Annotated in this window: 18 protein-coding genes; 11 read left to right on the top strand and 7 right to left on the bottom strand. The window is 65.5% G+C overall.

The genetic code is table 11. The annotated features are described in order from the left end of the window. Window positions 1-91: 91 nt before the first annotated feature. Both clpA and BDW16_RS04930 read right to left on the bottom strand, forming a co-directional pair. The gene (gene clpA / locus BDW16_RS04935; RefSeq protein WP_066577484.1) at window positions 92-2,416 is read right to left on the bottom strand and encodes an ATP-dependent Clp protease ATP-binding subunit ClpA; all 2,325 of its coding nucleotides are present in this window, start codon (window positions 2,414-2,416) and stop codon (window positions 92-94) included. Between the two features lie 135 nt (window positions 2,417-2,551). Continuing rightward, window positions 2,552-2,746 (bottom strand): DUF1192 domain-containing protein, encoded by a 195-nt coding sequence (locus BDW16_RS04930; protein ID WP_066577486.1) that lies wholly within the window; start codon window positions 2,744-2,746, stop codon window positions 2,552-2,554. Window positions 2,747-2,878: 132 nt separating this feature from the next. Between BDW16_RS04930 and BDW16_RS04925 the strand changes: the two genes are divergently transcribed. After that, window positions 2,879-3,880 (top strand): NAD(P)H-quinone oxidoreductase, encoded by a 1,002-nt coding sequence (locus BDW16_RS04925; RefSeq protein ID WP_174532051.1) that lies wholly within the window; start codon window positions 2,879-2,881, stop codon window positions 3,878-3,880. On the opposite strand, the gene BDW16_RS04920 is transcribed toward BDW16_RS04925, so the two are convergent. Further along, window positions 3,877-5,895, bottom strand: coding sequence for an alpha/beta hydrolase (locus BDW16_RS04920; protein ID WP_083954280.1), 2,019 nt, complete (start codon window positions 5,893-5,895; stop codon window positions 3,877-3,879). The two genes, BDW16_RS04925 and BDW16_RS04920, sit on opposite strands and share 4 nt — an antisense overlap. Window positions 5,896-6,098: 203 nt before the next feature. Here BDW16_RS04920 and BDW16_RS04915 point away from each other — a divergent pair, with 203 nt between their 5' ends. The 7 genes from BDW16_RS04915 (at window position 6,099) to metH (ending at window position 14,491) form a co-directional block, all read left to right on the top strand. Next, window positions 6,099-6,710 (top strand): glutathione S-transferase family protein, encoded by a 612-nt coding sequence (locus BDW16_RS04915; RefSeq protein ID WP_066577494.1) that lies wholly within the window; start codon window positions 6,099-6,101, stop codon window positions 6,708-6,710. A gap of 84 nt (window positions 6,711-6,794) precedes the next feature. Continuing rightward, window positions 6,795-7,682 carry a UDP-2,3-diacylglucosamine diphosphatase gene (locus tag BDW16_RS04910; protein WP_066577502.1) on the top strand — a complete coding sequence of 296 codons (888 nt, stop codon included), beginning with the start codon at window positions 6,795-6,797 and terminating at the stop codon, window positions 7,680-7,682. A gap of 11 nt (window positions 7,683-7,693) precedes the next feature. Beyond that, entirely contained in the window at window positions 7,694-8,716 is a 1,023-nt protein-coding gene (locus BDW16_RS04905; protein WP_066577504.1) for a glycosyltransferase family 4 protein, read from the top strand. Between the two features lie 129 nt (window positions 8,717-8,845). After that, on the top strand, window positions 8,846-9,805 hold the full coding sequence (locus BDW16_RS04900) for an ArsR/SmtB family transcription factor (protein WP_066577507.1): 960 nt from the start codon (window positions 8,846-8,848) through the stop codon (window positions 9,803-9,805). Next, entirely contained in the window at window positions 9,802-10,719 is a 918-nt protein-coding gene (metF, locus tag BDW16_RS04895; protein ID WP_066577510.1) for a methylenetetrahydrofolate reductase, read from the top strand. Before BDW16_RS04900 ends, metF begins: the two co-directional genes overlap by 4 nt. Next, the gene (locus BDW16_RS04890) at window positions 10,716-11,762 is read left to right on the top strand and encodes a homocysteine S-methyltransferase family protein (protein ID WP_066577516.1); all 1,047 of its coding nucleotides are present in this window, start codon (window positions 10,716-10,718) and stop codon (window positions 11,760-11,762) included. The genes metF and BDW16_RS04890 overlap by 4 nt, the downstream gene beginning before the upstream one ends. A 131-nt stretch (window positions 11,763-11,893) precedes the next feature. Continuing rightward, on the top strand, window positions 11,894-14,491 hold the full coding sequence (metH, locus tag BDW16_RS04885) for a methionine synthase (RefSeq protein WP_066577521.1): 2,598 nt from the start codon (window positions 11,894-11,896) through the stop codon (window positions 14,489-14,491). 12 nt (window positions 14,492-14,503) lie between these two features. Here the strand turns inward: metH and BDW16_RS04880 are convergent, their stop codons facing one another. Beyond that, on the bottom strand, window positions 14,504-15,703 hold the full coding sequence (locus BDW16_RS04880; RefSeq protein WP_083954291.1) for a cation:proton antiporter: 1,200 nt from the start codon (window positions 15,701-15,703) through the stop codon (window positions 14,504-14,506). Window positions 15,704-15,810: 107 nt separating this feature from the next. Next, window positions 15,811-17,436, bottom strand: coding sequence for an NAD(P)/FAD-dependent oxidoreductase (locus BDW16_RS04875; protein WP_066577525.1), 1,626 nt, complete (start codon window positions 17,434-17,436; stop codon window positions 15,811-15,813). Window positions 17,437-17,540: 104 nt separating this feature from the next. On the opposite strand from BDW16_RS04875, the gene BDW16_RS04870 reads away from it, so the two are divergent. The 3 genes from BDW16_RS04870 to BDW16_RS04860 all read left to right on the top strand — a co-directional run bounded on the left by BDW16_RS04870 (window position 17,541) and on the right by BDW16_RS04860 (window position 20,756). Then, on the top strand, window positions 17,541-19,142 hold the full coding sequence (locus BDW16_RS04870) for an MFS transporter (protein ID WP_066577527.1): 1,602 nt from the start codon (window positions 17,541-17,543) through the stop codon (window positions 19,140-19,142). A 54-nt stretch (window positions 19,143-19,196) separates the two neighbouring features. Continuing rightward, the gene (alr, locus tag BDW16_RS04865) at window positions 19,197-20,231 is read left to right on the top strand and encodes an alanine racemase (RefSeq protein WP_066577534.1); all 1,035 of its coding nucleotides are present in this window, start codon (window positions 19,197-19,199) and stop codon (window positions 20,229-20,231) included. A gap of 114 nt (window positions 20,232-20,345) precedes the next feature. After that, on the top strand, window positions 20,346-20,756 hold the full coding sequence (locus BDW16_RS04860) for a hypothetical protein (protein WP_066577537.1): 411 nt from the start codon (window positions 20,346-20,348) through the stop codon (window positions 20,754-20,756). A 33-nt stretch (window positions 20,757-20,789) separates the two neighbouring features. On the opposite strand, the gene BDW16_RS04855 is transcribed toward BDW16_RS04860, so the two are convergent. Next, window positions 20,790-21,764, bottom strand: coding sequence for a 2OG-Fe(II) oxygenase (locus BDW16_RS04855; protein ID WP_066577540.1), 975 nt, complete (start codon window positions 21,762-21,764; stop codon window positions 20,790-20,792). Window positions 21,765-21,847: 83 nt separating this feature from the next. Beyond that, window positions 21,848-25,129: a TonB-dependent receptor domain-containing protein gene (locus BDW16_RS04850; RefSeq protein WP_083954281.1), complete on the bottom strand. Its 3,282-nt coding sequence runs from the start codon at window positions 25,127-25,129 to the stop codon at window positions 21,848-21,850. Window positions 25,130-25,261: the final 132 nt, after the last annotated feature.

Below are 25,261 nucleotides of genomic sequence, written 5' to 3'. Positions count from 1 at the left end.
CTCGATGCGGCCGCAACCTTTCCGTCGAAGCGATCGCCGCCTGTGCCGGACCCGATGAAGAGAGGGGCGGGAGTGACCCCGCCCCTTTGGGTTACTTGGCCTTGGCGGCGACGGTCTTCTTGCCGCCGCCCTTCTTGGGCCGCTTGGGTGCAGCGGGGGTGATCGCGAAGGTCAGCGCGCCGTCCTTCAGCTTCACCTCGACCTCACCGCCATGGACGAGCTTGCCGAACAGCAGCTCCTCGGCCAGCGGCTGCTTGATCTTCTCCTGGATCAGGCGGCCCATCGGGCGGGCGCCATAGAGCTTGTCATAGCCGCGCTCGGTGAGCCATGCCTTCGCCTCGTCGTCGAGGGCGATGTGCACGCCGCGATCGGCAAGCTGGAGTTCGAGCTGGAGGATGAACTTCTCCACCACCCGCTCGACCACCTTGGGCGGCAGATAGTCGAACGGCACGATCGCATCGAGGCGGTTGCGGAATTCGGGGGTGAAGAGCTTCTTCACCGCGTCTTCCTGAACGTCGTCGCGGCTGATCTCGCCGAAGCCGATGCTCTCGCGCGCCATGTCCGACGCGCCCGCATTGGTCGTCATCACCAGGATGACGTTGCGGAAATCGACGGTCTTGCCGTGATGATCGGTCAGCTTGCCGTTGTCCATCACCTGCAACAGGATGTTGAACAGGTCGGGATGCGCCTTTTCGACCTCGTCCAGCAGCAGCACGCAATGCGGCTGCTGGTCGATCGCGTCGGTGAGCAGGCCGCCCTGGTCATAGCCGACATAGCCCGGAGGCGCGCCGATCAGGCGGCTGACGCTGTGGCGCTCCATATATTCGGACATGTCGAAGCGCTGCAGCGGGATGCCGAGCAGTTCGGCGAGCTGCTTGGTAACCTCGGTCTTGCCGACGCCGGTCGGGCCGGTGAACAGATAGTTGCCGATCGGCTTTTCGGGATCGCGCAGGCCGGCGCGGCTGAGCTTGATCGCCGAGGCCAGCACCTCGATCGCCTTGTCCTGCCCGAACACGACGCGTTTCAGGTCGGTCTCGAGGTTGGCGAGCGTCTTGGTGTCGTCGGTCGAGACCGATTTCGGCGGGATGCGCGCCATCGTCGCGATCACCGCCTCGATCTCCTTGGCAGTGATCGTCTTCTTGCGCTTCGAGGGCGGCACCAGCATCTGCATCGCGCCGACTTCGTCGATCACGTCGATCGCCTTGTCGGGCAGCTTGCGGTCGTTGATGTACCGGCTCGACAGTTCGACGGCGGACTTGATCGCCTCGGGCGTGTACTTGACCTTGTGATGATCCTCGAACGCGGTGCGCAGGCCCGCGAGGATCTTGATCGTATCCTCGACCGTCGGCTCGTTGACGTCGATCTTCTGAAACCGGCGCAGCAGCGCGCGGTCCTTCTCGAAGTGATTGCGGAATTCCTTGTAGGTCGTCGATCCGATGCAGCGGATCGATCCGCCCGACAGCGCCGGCTTGAGCAGGTTCGACGCATCCATCGCGCCGCCGCTGGTCGCGCCCGCACCGATCACCGTATGAATCTCGTCGATAAAGAGGACGGCATGGGGGAGCTTCTCCAGCTCCGATACGACCTGTTTCAGCCGCTCCTCGAAATCACCGCGATAACGCGTGCCGGCAAGCAGCGCGCCCATGTCGAGCGAGTAGATCACGGCTTCCTTGAGCACGTCGGGGACGTCGCCCTCGACGATCTTGCGCGCGAGGCCTTCGGCGATGGCGGTCTTGCCGACGCCGGGATCGCCTACATAGAGCGGGTTGTTCTTGCTGCGGCGGCACAGGATCTGGACGGTGCGGTCGACCTCCGGCCCGCGACCGATCAGCGGATCGACCTTGCCTGCCTTCGCCTTCTCGTTGAGATCGACGGTGAACTGCTTGAGCGCGCTTTCGCCCTTCTTGCCGCCCTCGTTCTTCGCCGGCTTCTCTTCTTCGACCGCGCCCTTGGGCGGCGCGGTGTCGGCCGGGGTCGCACCCTTGCCGACGCCATGGCTGATGAAGCTCACCGCATCGAGGCGGCTCATGTCCTGCTGCTGCAGGAAATAGACGGCATAGCTCTCGCGCTCGCTGAACAGCGCGACGAGCACATTGGCGCCGGTCACCTCGTCGCGGCCCGAGGACTGGACGTGAAGGATCGCGCGCTGGACGACGCGCTGGAAGCCGCTGGTGGGCGAGGGATCGGTCGCCTGATCGACGCGCAGCGCCTGAAGTTCGGTGTCGAGATAATGCGCGACCGTGGTCTTGAGCTCGTCGAGGTCCACGCCGCACGCGCTCATCACCTTCGAGGCGTGCTCATCATCGACCAGCGCCAGCAGCAGATGCTCGAGCGTCGCATATTCGTGGCGGCGCGAGCTCGCGGCTTCCAGAGCGCGGTGAAGGGTCGATTCCAGGGCGGAGGCGAAACTAGGCATTCGGATACAACTCCAGTCGGGCCATCAGGACATGCGGCCCGTCTTTTCCAATGTTGGAAGTGCGGCCCTTTGCATCAAGCACTGCAAGCCTCGCACCGGAGTTCATGGCGTTGCGCCCGATCTCCGGTCCTACGCTCATCGCTTGAATAGGGCGTCTGCGCTTGCGCGATGGTTAACGGCGCGTTCCATCTTCTGCCGGCAGCGCGCGATCTCCGCTTCGAGAAGCTGGATGCGCTCGGTGAGTTCCTCGACCGAGAAGGGGTCGAGGTCTTGCCGGGCGAGCTGCGCGGCGGGGTCGTCCTTGCGACGGGGAAGATCGGCCTCGTCCATTGCAGTGCAGCGTCGGATGCCGTCCGGGCAATGTCAAGCGGCCCCGGCAGTATAAACTGGCGATAGATTAGGCGGTTGAAGCCTTGACGTCGCGCCTTCGGCACCCGATTCATGGCGGCAGGGGGAAGCAGCATGACGCGCGTGCCACAGCTTATGACGGCAATCGATCCGGAGGTGCCGGGCGGGCCGGAGGTGCTTGTTCCCGTCGAGCGGCCGGTGCCGCAGCCGGGCGCGGGCGAGGTGCTGATCCGCGTCGCCGCGGCGGGGGTGAGCCGTCCCGATGTCGTCCAGCGGCTGGGCGCCTATCCGCCGCCGCCGGGCGTGACGACGATTCCGGGCCTTGAAGTCGCGGGTGAAGTGGTGGCGATGGGGGCCGGCGTCCCGCCCGAGATGATGCACCAGCGCGTTTGCGCGCTGGTCGCCGGCGGCGGCTATGCCGAATATGCCGTCGCGCCCGCCGGCCAGTGCCTGACCGTGCCGGACGCACTGACCCTGGTCGAGGCCGCGGCGATGCCCGAGACCTTGTTCACCGTGTGGACCAACCTGTTCGAGCGCGGCTATGCGACCGAAGGTGAGACCGTGCTGGTGCATGGCGGCACCAGCGGGATCGGCACGATGGCGATTTCGCTGTGCAAGCTGTTCGGACTGAAGGTGATCGTGACAGCGGGCAGCGACGACAAGGTCGCGGCGTGCCTGGCACATGGGGCCGATCATGCGATCAACTACAGGACCGAGGATTTCGTCGCCCGGGTCAAGGACGTGACCGAGGGGCGCGGCGTCCACGTCGTGCTCGACATGGTCGGTGGCGACTATGTGGCGCGGAACATCCGCTGCATGGCCGATGACGGCCGCCACGTCTCGATCGCGGCGCAGGGCGGGATGCAGGCGACCGTGCCGGTGTTCGAGATCATGCGCCGCCGCCTGACGCTGACCGGATCGACGCTGCGCGCGCGCGACGTGGCGTTCAAGGCGCTGGTCGCGGACGAACTGGAACGCAACGTCTGGCCGCACGTCGCGGCCGGGAAGCTGAGGCCGGTGATCGACCGGACCTTCCCGCTTGCCGAAGCGGCCGGGGCGCACCGCCATATGGAAAGCGGCGCGCATATGGGGAAGATCGTGCTGGTGACGGCCTAGTCGGTTCCGGCGAGCGCGGCGTAGCGGGCATCGATCTGCTTCGCCATGTCGAGCAGGTGCGCGCGGGCCTGGGCGAGGTTCGCCGGGCGCGGCGCCCAGTCGGGGTCGGGGAACTGTTCGATCGCGCGCTCGAGGTTCGCTTCGTCGACGAACCCGGTATCGGGCGTCGCGGCGCGCAGATCCCTGAACGGCGCGAGGAAGATATAGCCGTCGAACAGGTCCGCGAGGGTGAAGTCGCGGTCGCAGATCCCGTAATAGCTGTAATCGCGGATCGATCCCATCGGTGCGCCGCGCAGGTCGAACCCGGCGGGCCGGTTGCCGTTCAGGCGGATGATCCGCTCGACCGCGCCGTCGCCCGGCTGCTCGAAGACAGCGCGGCGGCCGGGAAGCGCGGGCAGTGACTGGTGGAGCATCACATTGGTGATGCGGTTGCCATAGGCGGCATGCAGACGGTTGCCGAGCGCGTTGGCGGTGCGCTGGCAGAAGCCGTCGCCGTCGCTCTGCGTCTGTCCCGCCGCAAAGCGGGTGAAGGCGTGGAGCGTGCCGGTCAGCACCAGCGCCTTCTGGTCCTTGTCCAGCACCTCGCGGGCGATCCGCTCGGCACGGAACTGATCGACCATGCCGCGCGGGAAGACCTGGCGCAGCGTCTCGGGCGTACGGGTGCCGGAAAAGCCGCTCCAGTCGAAGACGTAGCTCATGTTGACGATGCGGAACGGCGGCCTGCCCCGGGGCAGCGTCCGGTTGAACGCCCAGACCGCGCGGTAGAGGTCGCGATAGTCCTGCCAGCTCCACATGACGTTGTAGTTGAACATGAGCTGGCGGGCGGCCGCGGCGTCATAGGCCGGCGCGGTCACCAGCCGGTCGAGCGCTGCCTGATCCTCCTCGGCACCGAATTCCATGACGAGGTTGGTGACGCCCGCGGCGTAGAGCTTAGGGATTGCGTTGGCGACGAAGGCGATGCTCTGCTTGACGGCGTGATCCTCGCCCAGCAGCACGATATCGGCGCTGCGGAATTTCGCGAGCAGATAGTCGTCGGGCGCCTGCGCGGCGCGGAGCTGGGCGAGCCGGGCGGCTTCGGTCTGCGCCTCCGCGCCGTCGCCGGGCGCGAGCAGGAAGGTCAGCGGATCGGCGAGCCGCGCGGACCATGATTTTTCACTATGATCGGTGCCGGGATAGATACGGCTGGTGAAGCTGTCGCCCCAGCCGGCACGGCGCATGAACGTCTCGAACGGCGCGGTGTAGGGCGTGTAGCGCGCGTCGAGCGTCTCGGTCCCGCGATCGACGTAGATGCGATGGCGGTTCGGCGAGAGATGGGCGAGCGCGATCCAGGTCTCGAACGCGCGCAGCACCTGCCGGGTGTAGAGCGGTGGCTCGGGCAGCGGCGCGCCCGAATTGCCGAGCAGCCAGTGCATCGACAGCGAGGCGCTGCCGCCGAATACCTCCGGATACTGGACCTGCGCGTAGAGCGAGATCAGGCCGCCCATCGACGAGCCCATGACGAAGGTCGATGCCCGGTCCGTCCGGGTGCGGTATTGTTTGTCGATAAAGGGCTTTAGCTCGCGGACGAGGAAGTTGAGATAGGCGTCCGATTGCGGCGCGCCGCCCCAGCCGTCCCGGATCATCGTGCGGCTGGCTTCGGGCAGCAGGTCGTAGATGCGCTGGGGCAGGTAGTCGCGGCCGCGCGTCGCCGAATTGTCGATGCCGACGATGATGACGGGCGGGATCTTCCCCTCGCGGATCAGGCGCGCGGCGGTCTCGCCGACGCCCCAGCTCTGCCCGCCGAACGCACGCGAGCCTTCGTGCAGATTCTGTCCGTCCTGCATGTAGATCACGGGCAGCGGCGGGCCGTCCGCGCGATAGCCGTCGGGCAGCCAGACGGTGACGTCGCGGGGGCTGACCTCAGCGGACTGGAAGGCCGCGTGGCGAATGAGGCGTGGCGCGGCCTGCGCCGGGACGGCAGCGCTCGCCGCGACCATCAGCAGGGCCAGTGCCCAAAGCCATCGCAGTCCCGCCATCCTCTCGTCTCCCTCTGGACCACCGGTCTTCGCCGCCGGATATCCGCGCGATAGAAATGGTGCCGGCGCGGGTAAAGCGGCCAGCGGCTGAATACGTATGTCGATATGCGATGGCGGTGCGTCGATCGCGGTTTGCGGGGGAAGGGGGTTTCACTAGGGCGGCCGCAGGCGCATTTCGCGCAGGGATCGACCACGGGGGTGTCATGCTGATTCTTCACGAATATGCGGCGTCGGGTAACTGCTACAAGATCCGGCTCGCCGCCGCGCTGTCGGGCACACCGATCGAGCGTCGCGACTATGATATCCTGAAGGGCGAGACGCGGACCGAGGCATTCCTGGCCAACGTCAACGCCAATGGCCGCATCCCGGTGCTGCAGGATGGCGGCCGCTTTCTGCCCGAAAGCAACGCTGCCGCCTTCTACATCGCCGAGGGTACGGGGCTGATCCCGGCCGATCCGTTCGACCGGGCCGACATGCTGCGCTGGATGTTCTGGGAACAGTATAACCACGAGCCCAACATCGCGACGGTGCGCTTCTGGATGGGCTGGGTCGGCGAGGAGAATCTGAGCGACCTCCAGCGTGCGATGCTGCCCGGCAAGCGCGCCGGCGGCGATGCGGCGCTCAAGCTGATGGACGAGCATCTGGCGAATCGCGACTGGTTCGTCGGCAATGGACCGAGCGTCGCCGACATCTGCCTCTATGCCTATACGCATGTCGCGGAAGAGGGCGGGTTCGAACTCGCGCCCTGGCAGGCGGTGCGGGCATGGATTGCGCGGGTCGAAGGGCTGAAGGGTTACATTCCCATCACTGCGTGACACGGCGATGACTCGGCAACGCGCCCAGCTGTAACATTCGCGATTCATAGGCTCCCGCGGGCAAGGACTTGTTGCGGGGCGTTTATGGCCACGATCACTCGGCTTCCGTTCGACGGCCACGTCGCCGATCTCGCGGATTTCACGGCTTCCAACCCGACGATCCCCGAACGGGTGATCGGCGGGCGAAAGCAATTCCGCACGATCTGGATTTCCGACATCCATCTCGGCACGCGCGGCTGCAACGCAGAGATGCTGATCGACTTCCTCGATCACGTCGACAGCGACACGATCTACCTGGTCGGCGACATCATCGACGGCTGGCAGCTGAAGAAGAAATTCTACTGGCCTGCGGCCCACAACGACATCGTCTGGCGCATCCTCAAGCGCGCCAAGCGCGGAACCCGGGTGATCTACGTTCCCGGCAACCATGACGAGATCTTCCGCCAGTTCACCGGCCTCAGCTTCGGCGGGGTCGAGATCAAGCGTCAGGCGATCCACCAGACCGCCGATGGACGCCGTCTGCTGGTGCTGCACGGCGACGAGTTCGATGCGATCACCCTGTCGCACCGCTGGCTCGCGCATCTGGGCGACGCTGCCTACACGGCGGTGATGGCGCTCAACCGCTGGTGCAACAAATACCGGCGCTGGCGCGGGCTGCCCTATTGGTCGCTGAGCAAGCACGCCAAGCAGAGGGTCAAGAACGCGGTCGAGTTCATCTCCAACTTCGAGGAAATCGTCGCGAAGGAGGCGGGGGCGCGGGGCGTGGACGGCGTGATCGCCGGGCATATCCACACAGCCGAGATGCGCGAGATCGACGGGATCGAATATTATAACGACGGCGATTGGGTGGAGGGTTGCACCGCGCTGGTCGAGCATTACGATGGCCGGATGGAAATTCTCCACTGGGCCGACGAGATCGCAGCACGCGAGCCCCTCGACCCGCAACGGGTCGAGGCGCTGGCGGCAGCTTGATCGAAGAAGAGATGCGGATCGCGATCGTGACCGACGCCTGGGAGCCCCAGGTGAACGGTGTCGTCCGCACACTGCAGTCGGTGCGCCGGGTGCTCGAGGCGCAGGGGCACAAGGTGCTCGTGATCTCGCCCGATCTTTTCTATTCGGTGCCCTGCCCGACCTACCCCGAGATCCGCCTCGCGATGGTGCGCAGCCGGACGATCGGCGATCTGCTCGATGAGTTTTCGCCGCATGCGGTGCACCTTGCGACCGAAGGGCCGGTGTGCGTCGCGGCGCGGCGCTGGTGCCTCAAGCATGATTTCCCGTTCACCACCGCCTATCACACGCAGTTCCCGGACTATGTCGAGGCGCGCTCGGGCGTACCGGCCGAGTGGGTCTGGCGCTATATCCGCTGGTTCCATGCCCCGGCGCAGTCGATCCTCGCCTCCACCCCCTCGATCCGGCAGGCGCTGGTCGATCACGGGCTGACGCAGGTGCGGCACTGGGGGCGCGGGGTCGACCTCGCCAATTTCCGGCCGGGGCTTGAGCCGCATCCGGCGATGGCCGGGCTCGAGGGGCCGGTGCAGCTCTATGTCGGCCGCGTCGCGGTCGAGAAGAATCTGGAAGCGTTCCTCGCGTCGAAGCATCCGGGGACCAAGGTGGTGGTCGGCGATGGCCCCGCGAGGACGGCGCTGGCCGCCAAATATCCGCAGGCGCGTTTCCTGGGGTCGATGTTCGGGGGAGAACTGGCAAGCGCCTATGCCGCCGCCGACGTGTTCGTCTTCCCCAGCAAGACCGATACGTTCGGGCTGGTGATGATCGAGGCGCTGGCGTGCGGCACGCCGGTCGCGGCCTATCCGGTGACCGGGCCGGTCGACATCCTGACGCCCGAAACGGGGGCGATGGACGAGGATCTCGACGCCGCGATCGCCGCAGCGCTGACGAAGGACCGTGCCGCCTGTGCCGAATATGGCAGGGGCTTTACCTGGGAAGCGAGCGCTCACCAGTTCCTGATGGCGCTGGTGCCGATCGTCGAGGAAGCGCGCGCCGCCTGAGCGCCGTCATCAAGTTACGGTATCGCCGGGCAAAGCGATCGGTTGTTGCGCGGTGACCCGCTGTGCGCCTATCGCGGGGACATGCCCGTCATTGACCTGATATAAAGATATCTTTATATCTCTAATCCCATGAAGATCGCTCTCGAAATCTTCCGCGCGCTCGCGGATTCGACGCGGCTGCGCATCCTGGCGCTGCTGCGCTCCATGGAGCTGAGCGTGGGCGAGCTGGCGCAGGTGCTGGGGCAAAGCCAGCCGCGCGTCTCCCGGCACGTGAAGATCCTGTGCGATGCCGGGCTCGCCGAGCGGCGCAAGGAAGGCAGCTGGGTGTTCGTCGCTCTGGGCGATGATCGCAACGTTCGGCCGGTGCTGGCCGCGCTCGATGCCTGGTCGGTGGACGACGCCGATCATTGGGCGGTAGCGGACAGCGCGCGCCTGGCGGCGGTCCGCGCAGATCGCGCCGCGGCCGCCGAAGAGTGGTTCGAGACCCATGCCGGCGATTGGGACGCGATCCGGTCGCTCCACGTCGCAGAGGAGCAGGTCGAGGCGGCGATGTCGGCTGCGCTGGGCGATACGGCGATCGAGCGGCTGATCGATATCGGCACCGGCACCGGCCGGATGCTGGAGCTGTTCGCGCCCAAGGCGAAGAGCGCGCTTGGCATCGATCGCAGCTCCGAGATGCTGCGGCTCGCGCGCGCCAAGCTGTCGGGGCAGGGCCTGGCCAATGCCGAGCTGCGCCAGGCGGACCTCTACGCGCTGCCGATGGCGGATGATGAGGCGGACGCGGCGATCCTGCATCATGTGCTCCACTTCGCACAGCAACCGGGGGCGGCGATCCGCGAGGCGGCGCGCGTTCTGGGGACGAACGGGCGGCTGTTGATCGCTGACTTCGCGCCGCACGACCGGGAGGAACTGCGCCAGCGCGAAGGGCATGTCCGCCTGGGCTTTTCGGACGAGCAGATGCGCGGCTGGTTCGAGGCCGCGGATCTGGCGCCGGTGAAGACCGAGACGCTTGAGGGCGGTGAACTGACGGTGAAATTGTGGCTGGCGCGAAAGGTTGGCCAGCCTCTTGGGAAAGTGAAAGCAGCATGAGTTTGGTTCTGGACCCCGGTGCCCCGCTGTTCGCGGACGTGGCCGGCGATATCGACGTCAGTTTCGAATTCTTCCCGCCCAAGACGGAGAAGATGGAAGAGACGCTTTGGGAATCGATCCAGACGCTGTCGCCGCTGGGCCCGCGCTTCGTGTCCGTCACCTACGGCGCGGGCGGATCGACGCGTGAGCGCACGCACAACACCGTCGCGCGTATCGCGCGCGAGACGCCGATCGCCGCTGCCGCGCACCTCACCTGTGTCGAGGCGACGCGCGAGGAGATCGATGCGGTCGCCGAGGAATATTGGGCGGCGGGCGTGCGCCACATCGTCGCGCTGCGCGGCGATCCGCCGACGGCAGGGGCGAAGTTCGTGTCCCCGCAGGGCGGCTATGAGAATGCGGCGGCGCTGGTCGCGGGGCTGCGCAAGCTGCATCCGTTCGAGATTTCGGTGGCGGCCTATCCCGAATGTCATCCGGATTCGCCCGACGCGGCGCATGACCTGGACAACCTCAAGCGCAAGATCGACGCCGGCGCGAACCGGGCGATCACGCAGTTCTTCTTCGAGCCGGAGACCTTCCTGCGTTTCCGCGACGCCGTGGCTGCGGCGGGGATCAATGCCGAGATCGTTCCGGGCATCATGCCGGTGATGAGCTTTGCCGCCGTGCAGAAGATGTCGGCGATGTGCGGCACTGCGGTCCCGGGCTGGATGGCGCGCTTGTTCGACGGGCTGGACGATCATCCGTCGGCACGGCAGCTGGTCTCGGCGACGCTGGCGGCCGAGCTGTGCCGCAAGCTCTATGCGGGCGGGGTGCGCCAGTTCCATTTCTACACGCTCAACCGCGCGGAGCTGTCCTATGCGATCTGCCATCTGCTGGGTGTGCGGCCGACTGATCTGAGCGGGGAGAAGGCAGCATGACTGCGCGCGAGAAGCTGATGGCGGAAGCCGCCAAGCGCATCCTGATCACCGACGGCGCGTTCGGCACCGAGATTCAGAACTGGAAGCTCGACGAGGCGGCCTATGCGGGCGATCTGGGTTTGAGCCACGACCAGAAGGGCAACAACGACATCCTCGCGCTGACCAAGCCCGAGGTGCCGGCGAGCATCCACCGCGCCTATTTCGAAGCGGGGGCGGACATCGCGGAGACCAACACCTTCTCGGCCAACCGCATCAGCCAGGCCGATTATGGCGCCGAGCATCTGGTCCATGCGATCAATTGCGAGAGCGCGAAGATGGCACGTGCCATCGCCGACGAGTTCGAGGCCAAGGATGGTCGTCCGCGCTTCGTCGCCGGCGCGCTCGGCCCGACCAACAAGACGCTGTCGCTGTCGCCCGACGTCAACGATCCCGGCTATCGCGAGATCGACTTCGATCACCTGAAGGACGTGTATCGCGAACAGATCGACGCGCTGGTCGAGGGCGGGATCGACTTCGTCCTGATCGAGACGGTGTTCGACACGCTCAATGCCAAGGCCGGAATCATGGCCGCGATCGAGGCGGGGCAGGCGCTGGGCCGCGACCTGCCGATCATGCTGTCGATGACGCTGACCGACCTGTCGGGCCGCAACCTGTCGGGCCATACGGTCGAGGCGTTCTGGCACGCGGTGCGGCATGCCAAGCCGGTGACGATCGGGCTCAACTGCTCGTTCGGTGCGGAGCAGTTGCGTCCGCATGTGAAGACGCTGTCGGGTCTGTGCGACACGCTGATCATGGTCTATCCGAACGCGGGCCTGCCCAATGAGTTGGGTGCCTATGACGAGGCGCCGGAGACGACGGCGGGCCTTGTCGGCGAGTGGGCGGAGCAGGCGCAGGTCAATGTGCTGGGCGGCTGCTGCGGATCGACCCCGGCGCATATCAAGGCGATCGCCGATGCGGTGGCCGGGCTGCCGCCGCGCGCGATTCCGGTGCCCGAGGTGCGGACGCGGCTCGCGGGCCTCGAGCCGTTCACGATGGCGGCGTGATTTTTCTCCCCTCCCGCTTGCGGGAGGGGCTCGGGGGTGGGCGGTCGTCCTCCTCCAGCGATGCAGCCCGTGGATAGCGGGCGCCCACCCCTAACCCCTCCCGCAAGCGGGAGGGGAACGAGTTTGAACCCATGACCACCTCCTCCACCGCCTTCGTCAACATCGGCGAGCGTACCAACGTCACCGGATCGGCGCGCTTCAAGAAGCTGATCATGGCGGGCGACTATACCGCCGCGATCGAGGTCGCGTTGCAGCAGGTGGAGAGCGGTGCGCAGGTGCTCGACGTCAACATGGACGAAGGGCTGCTCGACGCGCACGAGGCGATGACGACTTTCCTGAAGCTCATTCAGGCCGAGCCCGACATTGCGCGCATCCCGGTGATGGTCGACAGCTCGAAATGGGACGTGATCGAGGCGGGGCTGAAGTGCGTTTCCGGCAAGCCGATCGTCAATTCGATCAGCATGAAGGAAGGCGTCGACCAGTTCCTGGAGCATGCGCGCAAATGCATGGCCTATGGCGCCGCGGTGGTGGTGATGGCGTTCGATGAGGTCGGGCAGGCGGATACCAAGGATCGCAAGGTCGAGATCTGCGAGCGCGCCTACAAGCTGCTGGTGGGCATCGGCTTCCCGCCCGAGGACATCATCTTCGACCCCAATGTGTTCGCGGTGGCGACGGGGATCGAGGAGCACAACAACTACGGCGTGGATTTCATCGAGGCTTGCCGCGAGATCAAGGCGCGCTGCCCGCACGTCCATATCTCGGGCGGCCTGTCGAACCTCTCCTTCTCGTTCCGCGGCAACGAGCCGGTGCGGAAAGCAATGCACTCGGTGTTTCTCTATCACGCCATTCCCGCGGGCATGGACATGGCGATCGTCAACGCCGGCCAGCTCGACGTCTATGACCAGATCGAGCCGGAACTGCGCACCGCATGCGAGGACGTCATCCTCAATCGCGATCCCGAGGCGGGCGAGCGGCTGGTGGCGCTGGCCGAGAAGTTCCGCGGCACCGACGCGGTCGCCGAGAAGCAGGCGGCCGAATGGCGCGGCTGGGCGGTCGAGAAGCGCCTGGAGCATGCGCTGGTCAAGGGCATCGACCAATATGTGGTCGAGGATACCGAGGAGTGCCGCCAGAAGGCCGATCGCCCGATCGAGGTGATTGAGGGCCCGCTGATGGACGGGATGAACGTCGTCGGCGACCTGTTCGGCAGCGGCAAGATGTTCCTGCCGCAGGTGGTCAAGTCCGCGCGCGTGATGAAAAAGGCGGTGGCGCACCTGCTGCCCTATATCGAGGCGGCGAAGGAGCCGGGCGCCAAGGGCAAGGGCAAGGTCGTGATGGCGACCGTCAAGGGCGACGTCCACGATATCGGCAAGAACATCGTAGGCGTGGTGCTGCAGTGCAACGGCTTCGAAGTCGTCGATCTGGGCGTGATGGTGCCCTGGTCGAAGATCCTGGAGGCGGCGAACGAGAATGACGCCGACATGATCGGCCTTTCCGGCCTGATCACCCCGTCGCTCGACGAGATGGTGACGGTCGCCGAGGAGATGAAGCGCGCGCGGATGACGATGCCGCTGCTGATCGGCGGCGCGACGACGAGCAAGGTGCACACCGCGCTCAAGATCGCCCCGGCCTATGATGGGCCTGTGGTCCATGTGCTGGACGCGAGCCGCGCGGTGGGCGTTGCGACCACGCTCGTCTCCGACACGATCCGCGACGACTATGTGGCGAAGGTCGCCGGGGAATATGAGGCGGTCCGGATCGCGCGCGCCAACAAGGGGCAGAGCGAGCTGGTGCCGATCGCGGTCGCGCGCGACAATGCGTTCGAGGCCGACATGAGCCTGAAGCCCGGCAAGCCGCGGATGCCCGGCGTTCACAGCTTCCCCGACTGGGATCTCGCCGACCTTCGCCAGTATATCGACTGGACGCCGTTCTTCCGCGCGTGGGAGCTGGCGGGCAACTATCCTGCGATCCTGACCGACAAGGTGGTGGGCGAGAGCGCGACCAGCCTGTTCGCCGACGCGCAGAAGATGCTCGACAAGATCGTCGAGGAGAAGTGGCTGACCGCGCGCGGCGTGGCGGGCCTGTGGCCGTGCCGCCGCGAGGGCGACGACATCATCGTCCATGTCGAGGACGAGAAGCACGTCACGCTGCCGATGCTGCGTCAGCAGATCCAGAAGCGCGAGGGCAGGGCGAACATGTGTCTTGCCGACTTCATCGATCGTCAGGGCGACTGGATCGGCGGCTTCGCAGTGGGCATCCACGGGATCGAGCCGCACCTGGCGCGCTTCAAGAACGCGATCGACGATTATTCCGACATCCTGCTCAAGGCGCTGGCCGACCGCCTGGCGGAAGCCTTCGCCGAGCGGCTGCACCATTATGTGCGGACCGCCCTGTGGGGCTATGCCGAGGGCGAGCAGCTGACCAACGAGGCGCTGATCAAGGAAGAATATCGCGGCATCCGCCCGGCGCCGGGCTATCCGGCGTGCCCCGAGCACAGCCTGAAACCGATCCTGTTCGACATGCTCGATGCGCACAAGCGCACTGGCATCAGCCTGACCGAGAGCTTTGCGATGCTGCCGACCGCGGCGGTCAGCGGCTTCTATTTCGGACACCCGCAGGCCGAGTATTTCGGTGTAGCCCGCGTCGGCCGCGACCAGCTGGAGGAATATGCCACCCGCCGCGGGGTGAGCATCGAACAGGCGGAGCGCTGGCTGCGGCCGAACCTGGACTGAAGCGGCGCGGTTCTAGCCCGTCTTCCGCGCCAGCCCGGCCATCGCCTTCAGGCGCGGCGCGACGACCGGCACGGTCAGCATCGTGCTGCCCACTGCCATCAGCAGCAGCGCGGTGAAGGTCTCGTTCGTGATGATCCCCCGATCGAGCAGGATGTTGGCGAAGATGATCATGATCAGCGCCTTGGTCTGGAGCAGCCAGCCGATGATCCCCGCCTCGCCCGGCTGCCAGCGAAGCACTCGCCCGGCGAGGTGAACTCCGGCGAGCTTGCCGGCGACGGAGACGACCAGCAACAATCCGGCTACTGCGAACACGGCCACGCCCCCAACATCCCATTGCGTGCGCAGGCCGGTCGAAAGGAAGAACACAGGCATCATCGCGAACAGCACGTGATCGCGGAACAGGTCCATGCGCTTCTGATCGAACCAGTGATGATCGAGCACGGCGCCGGCGAGGAAGGCGCCGACCATGAAGTGGATCCCCGCCCAGTCCGCCGCGAACCCGCAGGCTGCGAGCCAGATCAGGCTGGCATACCAGCGATCCGGCTCGCCGATCCGGGCCATGATGCGGCGGACCGCCCAGGCGGCCGCCGCGAAAACGAGCAGGAACGCCGCCTGGCGTCCGACACGTTCCCAGTCGAGCAGGATGATCGCCAGTACGCCCCAGATCGCGATATCGTCGAGGCTGGCATAGCGCAGGATGCGCTGGCCGATCGGCTCGCGCAGGATCGCCATCTTCTCCATCAGCAGCACGAGGATGGGCAGGGCGGTGACGGCGCACGACATGCCGATGCCCAGCACGACCTGCCAGCTCTCGCCCCGCGACCCGGCCCAGCCGGGCCATTGCAGGATGGCGAGCGCCGCCAGCGCGCCCAATGTGAGCGGCACGAACAGTGCGAGTCCCGCGGTAATGCCGGTCTCGCGCCGCTTCGTCCACGCCTGTGACAGATCCAGCTCCAGACCGGCGATGAATACGAAGATCATCACCGCCCACCATGCCACGCCGTTGAGCGCGACGATCACCTGCGGGTTGAAGACGAAGCGGTAATAGTCCGGGAACGCCGCGCCGAGCACGCCGGGACCGAGCAGGATCCCGCCGATGATCTGGACGACGACGAGCGGCGCCCAGTAATCGGTGCGAAACAGGCGCCATATCAGCCACGGCACGCTGAAGATGAGCAGCATCGCGATGAGATAGATCTCGGTCGTCGTCATCGCGTGGCTCATCGAAATCCCCCGAAACGCGCTTTAGGCGAATCGTTTCGGTTATGGCTAGATCGTTAAATTGGTTATGACAACCGAGCCAATAAAGCGTGCTGAGGTCATTTATTGGTACTTATACTTGCCGCCACCGCCTCGGCGATCTTGATGCCGTCGATCGCGGCCGACAGGATGCCGCCGGCATAGCCAGCGCCTTCGCCGGCAGGGAAGAGGCGCTCGACATTGAGGCTCTGGAAGTCCTTGCCGCGGGTGATGCGGACGGGCGAGGAGGTGCGCGTCTCGACCCCGGTCATCACCGCGTCGGGATGGTCATAGCGGGCAATCTGGCGGCCGAACACCGGCAGCGCCTCCCGGATCGCATCGACCGCGAAACCAGGCAGGCAGCGCGACAGATCGGTCATCGTCACGCCGGGCTTGTAGCTCGGTGTGACTTCGCCGAGTTCGGTCGAGGCGCGCGCGGCGAGGAAGTCGCCGACGCGCTGGCCGGGCGCATGGTAGTTGCCGCCGCCGGCCTCGAAAGCGAGGCTCTCCCAATGCCGCTGCAGTTCGATCCCGGCGAGCGGGCCGTCGGGATAGTCGCGCGCGGGATCGATGCCGACGACGAGGCCCGAATTTGCGTTGAACTCGGCGCGCGAATACTGGCTCATGCCGTTGGTGACGACGCGGCCTTCCTCGCTGGTCGCCGCGACGACGCGCCCGCCCGGGCACATGCAGAAGCTGTAGACGGTCCGCCCGTTCGAGGCGTGGTGGGCGAGGCTGTAGGCGGCGGCGCCAAGGTCTGGATGGCCCGCGCACTTGCCGTAGCGCGCCTGATCGACCCAGCTTTGCGGATGCTCGATCCGCACGCCGATCGAGAAGGGCTTGGCTTCGAGATGCACGCCGCGGCGGTGGAGCATCTCGAAAGTCGGGCGAGCGCTGTGACCGACCGCCATCACGACCTGATCGGCCTCGAGGATGCTGCCGTCGTGCAGGTGCAGGCCGCGCAGCCGCTGATTGCCGTCGGGGAGGCGTTCCAGCTCAAGATCATCGACGCGGGTTTCCCAGCGATATTCGCCGCCCAGCGCCTCGATCGTGGCGCGCATGCTTTCGACCATGGTGACGAGGCGGAAGGTGCCGATATGCGGATGCGCCTCCCACAAGATGTCGTCGGGCGCGCCCGCCTTCACGAACTCTTCAAGCACCTTGCGGCCGAGGAAGCGCGGGTCCTTGACCCGGCAATAGAGCTTGCCGTCGGAGAAGGTGCCCGCGCCCCCCTCGCCGAACTGGACGTTGCTGTCGGGGTTGAGCTTGGCCTGGCGCCAGAGGCCCCAGGTATCCTTGGTGCGCTGGCGGACGACCTTGCCGCGGTCGAGGATGATCGGCCTGAACCCCATCTGGGCAAGGATCAGGCCCGCGAACAGGCCGCACGGCCCCGCGCCGATTACCACCGGCCGCTTGCCCGACCAGCCCTCCGGCGCGGTGACGGGCGGGCGATAGACCATGTCGGGCGTGGGGCGGACGTCCTTGTCGCCTGCAAGGCGCTCAAGCACTTCCGTCTCGTTCCTGAGCGCGATGTCGAGCGTGTAGACGAGCTGGATCGCGTTGCGGCGGCGCGCATCGTTGCCGCGCTTGAACAACGTCCAGGAAAGCAGGTCGCCGGCTTCGATCCCGAGCCGCTGGCAGATCGCGGGCGCAATCGCGTCGGAAGGGTGATCGAGGGGAAGGGAGAGGCCGGAGAGACGGAGCATTGCCTCCCCCTACCGGCTAAGCGCGCGGGCCGGAAGGGGTGGCCTCTTGCCGGGTCGCGCCAACCCGCTAAACCCTTACCCGAAACGGGGTTGGGGGATAATGAATGGCGACGACGGTGGAGGATATCCGGCCGGAGCATGAGCCGAGCAAGAGCGAGATGCGGCAGGTCGTGACCGCTTCGTCGCTCGGCACGGTGTTCGAATGGTATGATTTCTTCATCTACGGCACGCTCGCCGCGTCGGGAGTCATCGGCCGAACCTTCTTCGCCACCGGCAATCCGGTGCTCGAGACGCTGTACGCCTGGGCCGGGTTTGCCGTAGGGTTCGGTTTCCGGCCCTTGGGGGCGGTGCTGTTCGGCTATCTGGGTGACAAGCTCGGGCGCAAATATACCTTCCTCGTCACCATCACGCTGATGGGCGTCGCCACCGCCGGGGTCGGCTTCGTACCCTCCTACGCCTCGATCGGGGCTGCGGCGCCCGCGATCGTCATCGGGCTGCGCATCCTTCAGGGGCTGGCGCTGGGCGGCGAATATGGCGGCGCGGCGATCTATGTCTCCGAGCATTCGCCCACGGGGCAAGCCGGCTATCATACCAGCTTCATCCAGGCGAGCGTGTCGGCGGGCTTCATCCTCAGCCTTGCTGTGGTGCTGATCACCCGCTTCACCATGCCGCAGGCAAGCTTCGACGACTGGGGCTGGCGCCTGCCCTTCATCTTCTCAATCGCGCTGCTCGCCATCTCGTTGTGGATGCGCGTGAAGCTCAGCGAGAGCCCGGTGTTCAAGGCGATGAAGGAAGCGGGCGAGGTCGCGCGCAATCCGCTCAAGGAGAGCTTCACCTATCCCGGGAACCTGAGGCGGCTGTTCGTCGCGCTGTTCGGCATTGCTGCGGGCCTGACAGTGATCTGGTACACTGCGACCTTCTCGGTCCTGTCGTTCCTGCAGGGGACGATGCGGGTCGAACCGGTGGCGGCACAGTTGCTCGCGGCCGGAGGTGCTGCGGCCGGGCTGTTCTGGTTCATCCTGTTCGGCAAGCTTTCCGACCGGATCGGGCGCAAGAAGCCGATCGTCATCGGCTATGGCTTCACGCTGCTGCTGCTGTTCCCGATCTTCTGGGCGATGGGACATGCCGCCAACCCGGCGCTGTCGGACGCGGCGCGCAACGCGCCAGTGATCGTCTCCGGCCCGCAGTGCGCCTATGATCCCTTTGCGGGCAAGCAGGCCGATACTTGCGGGCAATTGCTCGACTATCTGTCGAAGAAGGGCGTGCCCTATACCAAGGAAGTGACCCCATCGGCCGCGGTGTCGGTGAACGGTGTGCCGGTGATCTCGACCGAGACCGCGGATATCGACAAGGCGCTGACGGAGGCCGGCTACAATCTCGACCGGGTGGTGCCGAGCACGGGCAATATCGTGCTGATCCTGATCGCCATCGTTGCGCTCGCGGCGCTGTCCGGGGCGACCTATGGCCCGGTCGCGGCGTTGCTGACCGAATTGTTCCCGCCGCGCATCCGCTACAGCTCGATGTCGATCCCCTATCATATCGGCACCGGCTATTTCGGCGGATTCCTGCCGCTGATCAGCCAGTATATGGTTGCGAAGAGCGGCAATGCCTATTCGGGGCTGTGGTACACATGGATCGTCGTCGCGATGGCGCTGCTGGTGACTTTGTTCTTCCTGAGGGAAGACGATCTGTACAAGGAAGGCTAGAGCGAACGCGCGCTGGCCGTTGCGACGGCAAGCGCGGACGCCTAACCGGGCGGCATGATCATTTCGCCCCTCCGCCTGCGCCTAGACGGCGACGCCCTGGTCTCCAACTGGCGGACGCTCGCCGCGATGAGCGGTGGCGCAGCGTGCGGTGCAGCGGTCAAGGCCAATGGCTATGGTCTCGGCGCGCGCGAGGTCGTGCAGCGACTCGCCGGGGCGGGGTGTCGCGATTTCTTCGTGGCGACCTGGGGCGAGGCGGCCGGGCTGGCCGATCTGGGCGTATCGGTATCGGTGCTCCATGGACTGCGCGAGGAGGATCTCCCCGTGGCCGTGGGCGCCGCGACGATCCGGCCGGTGCTCAACACGGTGCAGCAGGTGCAGCGCTGGCGCGATGCCGGGGGCAGGGCGTGCGACGTGATGGTCGATACCGGCATGAACCGGCTTGGCATCGCTCCGGAGGATGTGAGTACCGGACTGCTCGACGGGCTCGAGGTCGAAACGCTGATGAGCCACCTCGCCAGCGCGGATGAGGATGTTCCGCTCAACCGGCTTCAGCGCGATCGCTTTGCGGCGCTCGCCGGGAAATCGGGCGCGCGGCGGATGAGCCTGGCCAACTCGGCCGGGATCGGACTGGGCCAGGGCTATGCGTTCGATCTGACCCGGCCGGGGATCGCGCTCTACGGCGGGATTCCGGCCCGGGCCTTTGCCGGGCGCATCCGCCAGGTGGTGACGCCCGAGGTGCAGGTGCTGCAGCGGCGGCGCGTGGCCGCGGGGCAGAGCGTCGGCTATAACGCGACCTGGACCGCCGCCGCCGATACCGAGGTGGCGATCCTCAACCTTGGCTATGCCGACGGCTATCTGCGCTGCTTTTCGGACAAGGGAAGCGCGATCGCGAGCGGCATCCGGATGCCGGTAATCGGGCGGGTCTCGATGGATCTCACCGCGATCGATGCCAGCGCCGTGCCCGACCTTGCCGAGGGGGATTGGGTCGCGATCGACTATGCGCTGCCTGAAGCCGCAGTGCTTTCAGGCATGTCGCAATATGAGCTGCTGACGGCACTTGGTGCACGCTACGATCGCATGTGGTATTGATCTGTATCGGTTCATCGCAACGAAAGCTTCGGTTCAGCGCAGCGAAAGCTGTGAACGCGTAAAGAAGTTAGCGCTAGCAAGTAACCTGATACAGATATCGATTGGAGAAACCCGATGCGTAAGTTGTTTGCAGCCGCTGCGTTGGCGCTGTTTGCGCTGCCTGGCGCCGCAATGGCGGACGACAAGGTCAATGCCAAGGGTGAAGCGGAGCTGGCCAAGATGCTCGAAGGCCGTGTGGCCGGCAAGCCGGTCAAGTGCCTGCCGACGCATGCTATGGACAACAGCACCATCGTCGATGGTACGGCGATCGTCTATCGCAGCGGATCGAAGCTCTATGTGAACCGCCCGCGTTCGGGTGCCGATCAACTGGACGACGACGATATCCTGCTGACCAAGCTCTATGGCAGTCAGCTGTGCAACGTCGACAAGGTCGATCTGATCGACCGCAGCTCACGGATGTGGAGCGGCTTCGTGCTGCTGGGCGATTTCGTGCCCTATCAGCGCGTGAAGACCAGCGCGCGATAGCCGTACACGGCTGGGGTAGCTCGTGGCGTGCCGCTAGTGCGCGGACAGCGACCAAGGGTCGATCGGAGCGGTCCGGATCCATCGGGTTGCTAGCCACTTGACACCCTCTATCACCGGTGTGCCTGCGTGCTGCGCGCGCGGGTTCGGCACCCCGTCGGGAAGCAGCGTATCGAACATCAACGCGTCGCCGCCACGTGGGATCACAGTTAGGTTCAGGAGCGGAAAGCTGGTCTCGCCGCCTCGGAACCCGCCATTCAAGTAAATGAGGACGGTGCGTATTCGCTGGTTCGCTGCCCCGGCAATCGTATCGAGATGGGGACGATACTCCTGTCCGGGCTGGTAGCGAAGGATGGTCAGCGGTTCGCCCTGCGTAACATCGGTTCCGCTTGCGGCTGCTATGCGGAGATTGATTGCCCGAACTACCAGATCCTCACGTGCTGGACCGATCGCAGCATTGTCCGAGGTGCGTATGGAATGACGCGCCCACCGGCCGGTCGCAGGGTCGATTACGCGGGCCGGCTCGAGCAGTTGGCCGCCTACCATCGCGATATGCGCGCATTCGTCAGGCGTGAGGAAGTCTGGCAAATAAACCACGCGCGGGTCGGCATGTAGCAAGCGGGATTCGACAACCGTCGCTGGACTTCCGTCGGGTTCCAGCGCCATGCGGTCAAGAAGCGTTTTATGTGCCGCGGCGACATAGTCATTCGCAGCAGCTTCAGCGAGCAAGCGACGTGCCTCCGGCCAGTCGGCCTCATTGCCCGTGCCGTTGGCGGTGAGGGCGATTTCCATCATCGCACCATCGACATGACCGATGGAAACTGCGCGTCTGAGCAGCGCGCGTGCGCGTTGATGATCTTGCGGCACAAGGTGCCCGGTCAGCGACCACACGGCCAATTGCATCAATGCATCGACATTTCCGTGCTCCGCAGCGGCTTCCAGCATCGCCAGCGCCTGATCGGTCCGGCCCGCTTCGGCGTAGTTGAGGGCATCGGCTATGTTGAACGTCATGCAACTGGGATAGCTGAAACGGTGCGCAAGAAAAAGGGGCCGGAGATTACTCTCCGGCCCCAGATCGTTCGATCGCGAAGCGATCAGAACTTGGCGGTGGCGCCCACGTAGAAGAAGCGGCCGCGGTTGTCGTAGATGCCCGAGCCGGCGCCGACACCGGTCAGACCGTACGGCGGGTTCTTGTCGGTGACGTTATTGACGCCGAAGTTCGCTTCGAACTTGTCGTTTACTTCCACGCCGAGACGCAGATCGTGATAGGCGACCACCGGGTACTGAACCAGCGTCGCATAATCCGGGTTCTGCGGGGGTTCGCCGTTGACGCCGTTATAGTCCTCGAACGTGTTCAGGTACATCTTGTCGATCCAGCGGATCGAGTGGCCGAAGGTGACCTTGCCGATCTTGATGTCGGTCGAGATGTTGAACTGATCCGAAGGATCGCCAAGCTCGCCCGTCAGGACGTTCTTGAAGTTCGGACGCGCCGGATCGGTGAAGTTGTCGCGCTGAATGACGTGGGTCCAGACCCCCTTCATGCTCAGCAGACCCCAGTCGAAGCGCTTATTGTACGCGATCTGCGTATCGATGCCACGGGCCTTGAACCGGGCATAGTTACGCGGAGCGTCTTGGTAGCTGCCTTCCAAGATGCGGAACTCCTGCTCGCCACGCGGGCCGCCACCAGCACCGGCACGCTTGAACAGTGCGCAGAACTGGTTGTTCAGATCCGGCGCATCGTAGCAGGCGTTGAGTGCCGACTGAACCGTCGGCGAGGTGATCACGTCGTCAACGGTGATGCTGTAGTAGTCGACCGACACCGAGAGACCCGGCACGAACGACGGCTGGAACACACCACCCAGGGTCAGTGACTTCGACTTCTCAGCCTTCAGGTCGAGGTTGCCGCCACTGACGATTTCCAGCGACGAGGTGTAGACGAAGTCATAACCCGCCGGACGGCCAGCGGCCGCACAGTTGGCCGCACGCGTCGCCGAGCCGGTGTTGATGTTGCGAGCCGAGCACGGATCGGCTGGAGCCGGCGTGAAGTTCTGGCCCGGCAGCGAGTAGACGTCGCCCAGGTACGGCGCGCGAACCGAGCGCGAGTACGAACCACGCAGCAGCAGGTCGTTGACCGGACGCCAGCTGGCCGAGCCGCTGTACGCGTAGACCGTGCCAGCGCCGCCCTTATAGTCTGCGACGCGGCCCGAGGCGTTCAGGGTCAGTTCCTTGAGCAGGAACACGTCCTTGACCAGCGGGATCGAGATTTCCGCGAAGGCTTCCTTCACTTCGAACGCCGGCGACGTGAACGACGGAATGGCGTTGTAGAACGCGTAGCCCGCCTGGGTCTTCTCGTCGAGGTCGTAGGACAGCGTCTCACGGCGATATTCACCACCGATCGAGAAGCCGATCGGGCCGCCCGGCAGCGAGAACAGCGAGCCGAGGTTGCCCGAGAGGAAGCCGCTGACGACGAACTGGGTCGCCTTGCCTTCCGCGAGGGTCGGCATCGTCAGATAGGCCTTGGCCGCATCGCTGATGTTGCCTTCGCCGAACGGGTTGAGCGGAACGCAGGCTGCGACGTCTGCGGCCAGCTGTGCCGGATTGCCGCCACGGTCCGAACCGGCATAGGCCGCGTCCAGCTGCGAGCGGCAGACGATCTGCCCTGCGCCGTTGGTGGTCGTGTCCATCGCCAGCAGGAAGCGCTGCCGATTGATGTTGCCGGTGATGACGTTGTTTTCTTTGTGCTCGCCATAGTTGGCCGAGATTTCATAGTTGAAATCGCTGCCGATATCGCCGCGAACACCGAGAACTGCACGGAAGGTCTCGCGCGTGATGCGCTCATCGCGAGCACCCAGGTCGAGATAGTTGCGACGCAGCGAGAAGCGGTAGGTACCGGCCGCGACCTGAGCGAGCGAACGCGCCTGGTTGGCCTGACCTGCTGCAACGACCGCCGCATACTGCGCGTCGGTCTGCGACGCGGTCCGAGCGGGAACGTACAGGGTGCCGGTGTTCGGGTTGACGCCGGAGTTGATCGCCGCGTTCAACTGCGCGGTGATCGTGGAGCGTGCCGCAGCCGACAGATACGGGTTGTCGAGGCGGATCGCTTCGCGATTGACCACGCCGCCCGAGGCGCCGCCGGTGCCCGAGGCATAGGAGCGATCGTTGAGGCCAGCGACCAGGATGCCGTCCGCAAGGGTCTGACCCTGCGAGAAGAACGGGCCGCTCTGCGAACCGAATGCTTCGGTGCGGGCATACTTGGCTTCGATGAACGGGACGAAGCTCGGGGTAACTTCGAAGTGGCCGAGCACGTTGACGACATAGCGTTTCACGTCCGGCGAGAGCGCCACCAGCTGGCCTTCACGGCTGCTGGTGCCGTTGCCGCCGACGAAGTTGCCGTTCGGACCCAGGCCGACGCGGAGGCCGGTCTGGTTGGTCAGGCTGCCGTTCGGCTGGAACAGGAACGCGCAGGTGAAGGCCGAGCCGACGGCATCGACGCCGCAAGGCGCGCCTGGCGTGTTGTTGTAGCGGAAGCCGAGCTGGCCGCCGAGCGAGATGGTCGCGCTGCGGACGTCCTGATAGTAGACGCGGTCCTTGACGTCGTCGAAGCTGGCGCCGGAGTCGGTGTCGACGACGATGAACGTGTCGTTCTGGCGCAGGTTCCGGCGGCCGGAAGCGTAATAGTCGCTCTGGTGCGCGAACTCGGCGTTGATCGAGATGTTGCCGCGCCCGTCAGCGAAGTTCTTGCCCGCGACGAGCGAGACATACTGGTTGCCCGCGTCGCCATAATCGCTGATGCCGGTCTGGCCGTGCAGCTCGAGGCCTTCGTAATTGTCCTTCAGGATGAAGTTCACGACGCCCGCGATCGCGTCCGAACCGTAGATCGACGAGTTACCGCCGGTCACGATGTCGATACGTTCGATCAGGTCGGTCGGCATCGTGTTGATGTCGACGGCGTTGCCGTTGTTGATGATGTCAGCCGACACCTGGCGGCGGCCGTTGACCAGCACCAGCGTTCGCGCACGGCCGAGGCCACGCAGGTCGAGGAAGTTGACGCCGCGCGTACCGAGGCCCGAGGTCGAATTCTGCGAACCCAACGAGCTGCGCAGCTGAGGCAGATCGTTCAGCACGTCGCCGACCGAGATACGGCCCGACTGGAAGATCTCTTCGTTGCTGACGGTGGTTACCGGAAGCGGCGATACGTCGTTTGGGCGACGGATACGCGAGCCGGTGACGATGACGTCGGAGTCGGTCTCAGCCTCGGCGGAAGCGGTTTCGTCGGCTCCCGTGGTCGCCGGAATGTCCTGCGCTACCGCCGCATGCGGAAACGCGAAAACAGCGCTGGCGAGCGCTGTCGCCGTCAAAAAGCGGCTGAGTTTCATTTACTGCCCCTATGAATCGCCCGGCCCTAGTTACCGGAATGTCACTATTGAAACCTCCTGTTCACCCTGTGGCAAGCTAAACAGGCCGGGTTCCGCCACTTCGCGAGTCCGTTGTTGCAACAAAGTCACATT

This window comes from Sphingomonas koreensis, assembly GCF_002797435.1.
GTDB lineage: Bacteria > Pseudomonadota > Alphaproteobacteria > Sphingomonadales > Sphingomonadaceae > Sphingomonas > Sphingomonas koreensis.
The sequence above is the reverse complement of the archived record's forward strand: the minus strand, read 5'-3'. Positions and strand labels throughout refer to the sequence as shown.

Excerpts from the sequence above, each read along its gene's own strand:
- clpA (WP_066577484.1), bottom strand. The coding sequence starts at position 2,416 with ATGCCTAGTTTCGCCTCCGCCCTGGAATCGACCCTTCACCGCGCTCTG.
- BDW16_RS04930 (WP_066577486.1), bottom strand. The coding sequence starts at position 2,746 with ATGGACGAGGCCGATCTTCCCCGTCGCAAGGACGACCCCGCCGCGCAG.
- BDW16_RS04925 (WP_174532051.1), top strand. The coding sequence starts at position 2,879 with ATGACGCGCGTGCCACAGCTTATGACGGCAATCGATCCGGAGGTGCCG.
- BDW16_RS04920 (WP_083954280.1), bottom strand. The coding sequence starts at position 5,895 with ATGGCGGGACTGCGATGGCTTTGGGCACTGGCCCTGCTGATGGTCGCG.
- BDW16_RS04915 (WP_066577494.1), top strand. The coding sequence starts at position 6,099 with ATGCTGATTCTTCACGAATATGCGGCGTCGGGTAACTGCTACAAGATC.
- BDW16_RS04910 (WP_066577502.1), top strand. The coding sequence starts at position 6,795 with ATGGCCACGATCACTCGGCTTCCGTTCGACGGCCACGTCGCCGATCTC.
- BDW16_RS04905 (WP_066577504.1), top strand. The coding sequence starts at position 7,694 with ATGCGGATCGCGATCGTGACCGACGCCTGGGAGCCCCAGGTGAACGGT.
- BDW16_RS04900 (WP_066577507.1), top strand. The coding sequence starts at position 8,846 with ATGAAGATCGCTCTCGAAATCTTCCGCGCGCTCGCGGATTCGACGCGG.
- metF (WP_066577510.1), top strand. The coding sequence starts at position 9,802 with ATGAGTTTGGTTCTGGACCCCGGTGCCCCGCTGTTCGCGGACGTGGCC.
- BDW16_RS04890 (WP_066577516.1), top strand. The coding sequence starts at position 10,716 with ATGACTGCGCGCGAGAAGCTGATGGCGGAAGCCGCCAAGCGCATCCTG.
- metH (WP_066577521.1), top strand. The coding sequence starts at position 11,894 with ATGACCACCTCCTCCACCGCCTTCGTCAACATCGGCGAGCGTACCAAC.
- BDW16_RS04880 (WP_083954291.1), bottom strand. The coding sequence starts at position 15,703 with ATGACGACGACCGAGATCTATCTCATCGCGATGCTGCTCATCTTCAGC.
- BDW16_RS04875 (WP_066577525.1), bottom strand. The coding sequence starts at position 17,436 with ATGCTCCGTCTCTCCGGCCTCTCCCTTCCCCTCGATCACCCTTCCGAC.
- BDW16_RS04870 (WP_066577527.1), top strand. The coding sequence starts at position 17,541 with ATGGCGACGACGGTGGAGGATATCCGGCCGGAGCATGAGCCGAGCAAG.
- alr (WP_066577534.1), top strand. The coding sequence starts at position 19,197 with ATGATCATTTCGCCCCTCCGCCTGCGCCTAGACGGCGACGCCCTGGTC.
- BDW16_RS04860 (WP_066577537.1), top strand. The coding sequence starts at position 20,346 with ATGCGTAAGTTGTTTGCAGCCGCTGCGTTGGCGCTGTTTGCGCTGCCT.
- BDW16_RS04855 (WP_066577540.1), bottom strand. The coding sequence starts at position 21,764 with ATGACGTTCAACATAGCCGATGCCCTCAACTACGCCGAAGCGGGCCGG.
- BDW16_RS04850 (WP_083954281.1), bottom strand. The coding sequence starts at position 25,129 with ATGAAACTCAGCCGCTTTTTGACGGCGACAGCGCTCGCCAGCGCTGTT.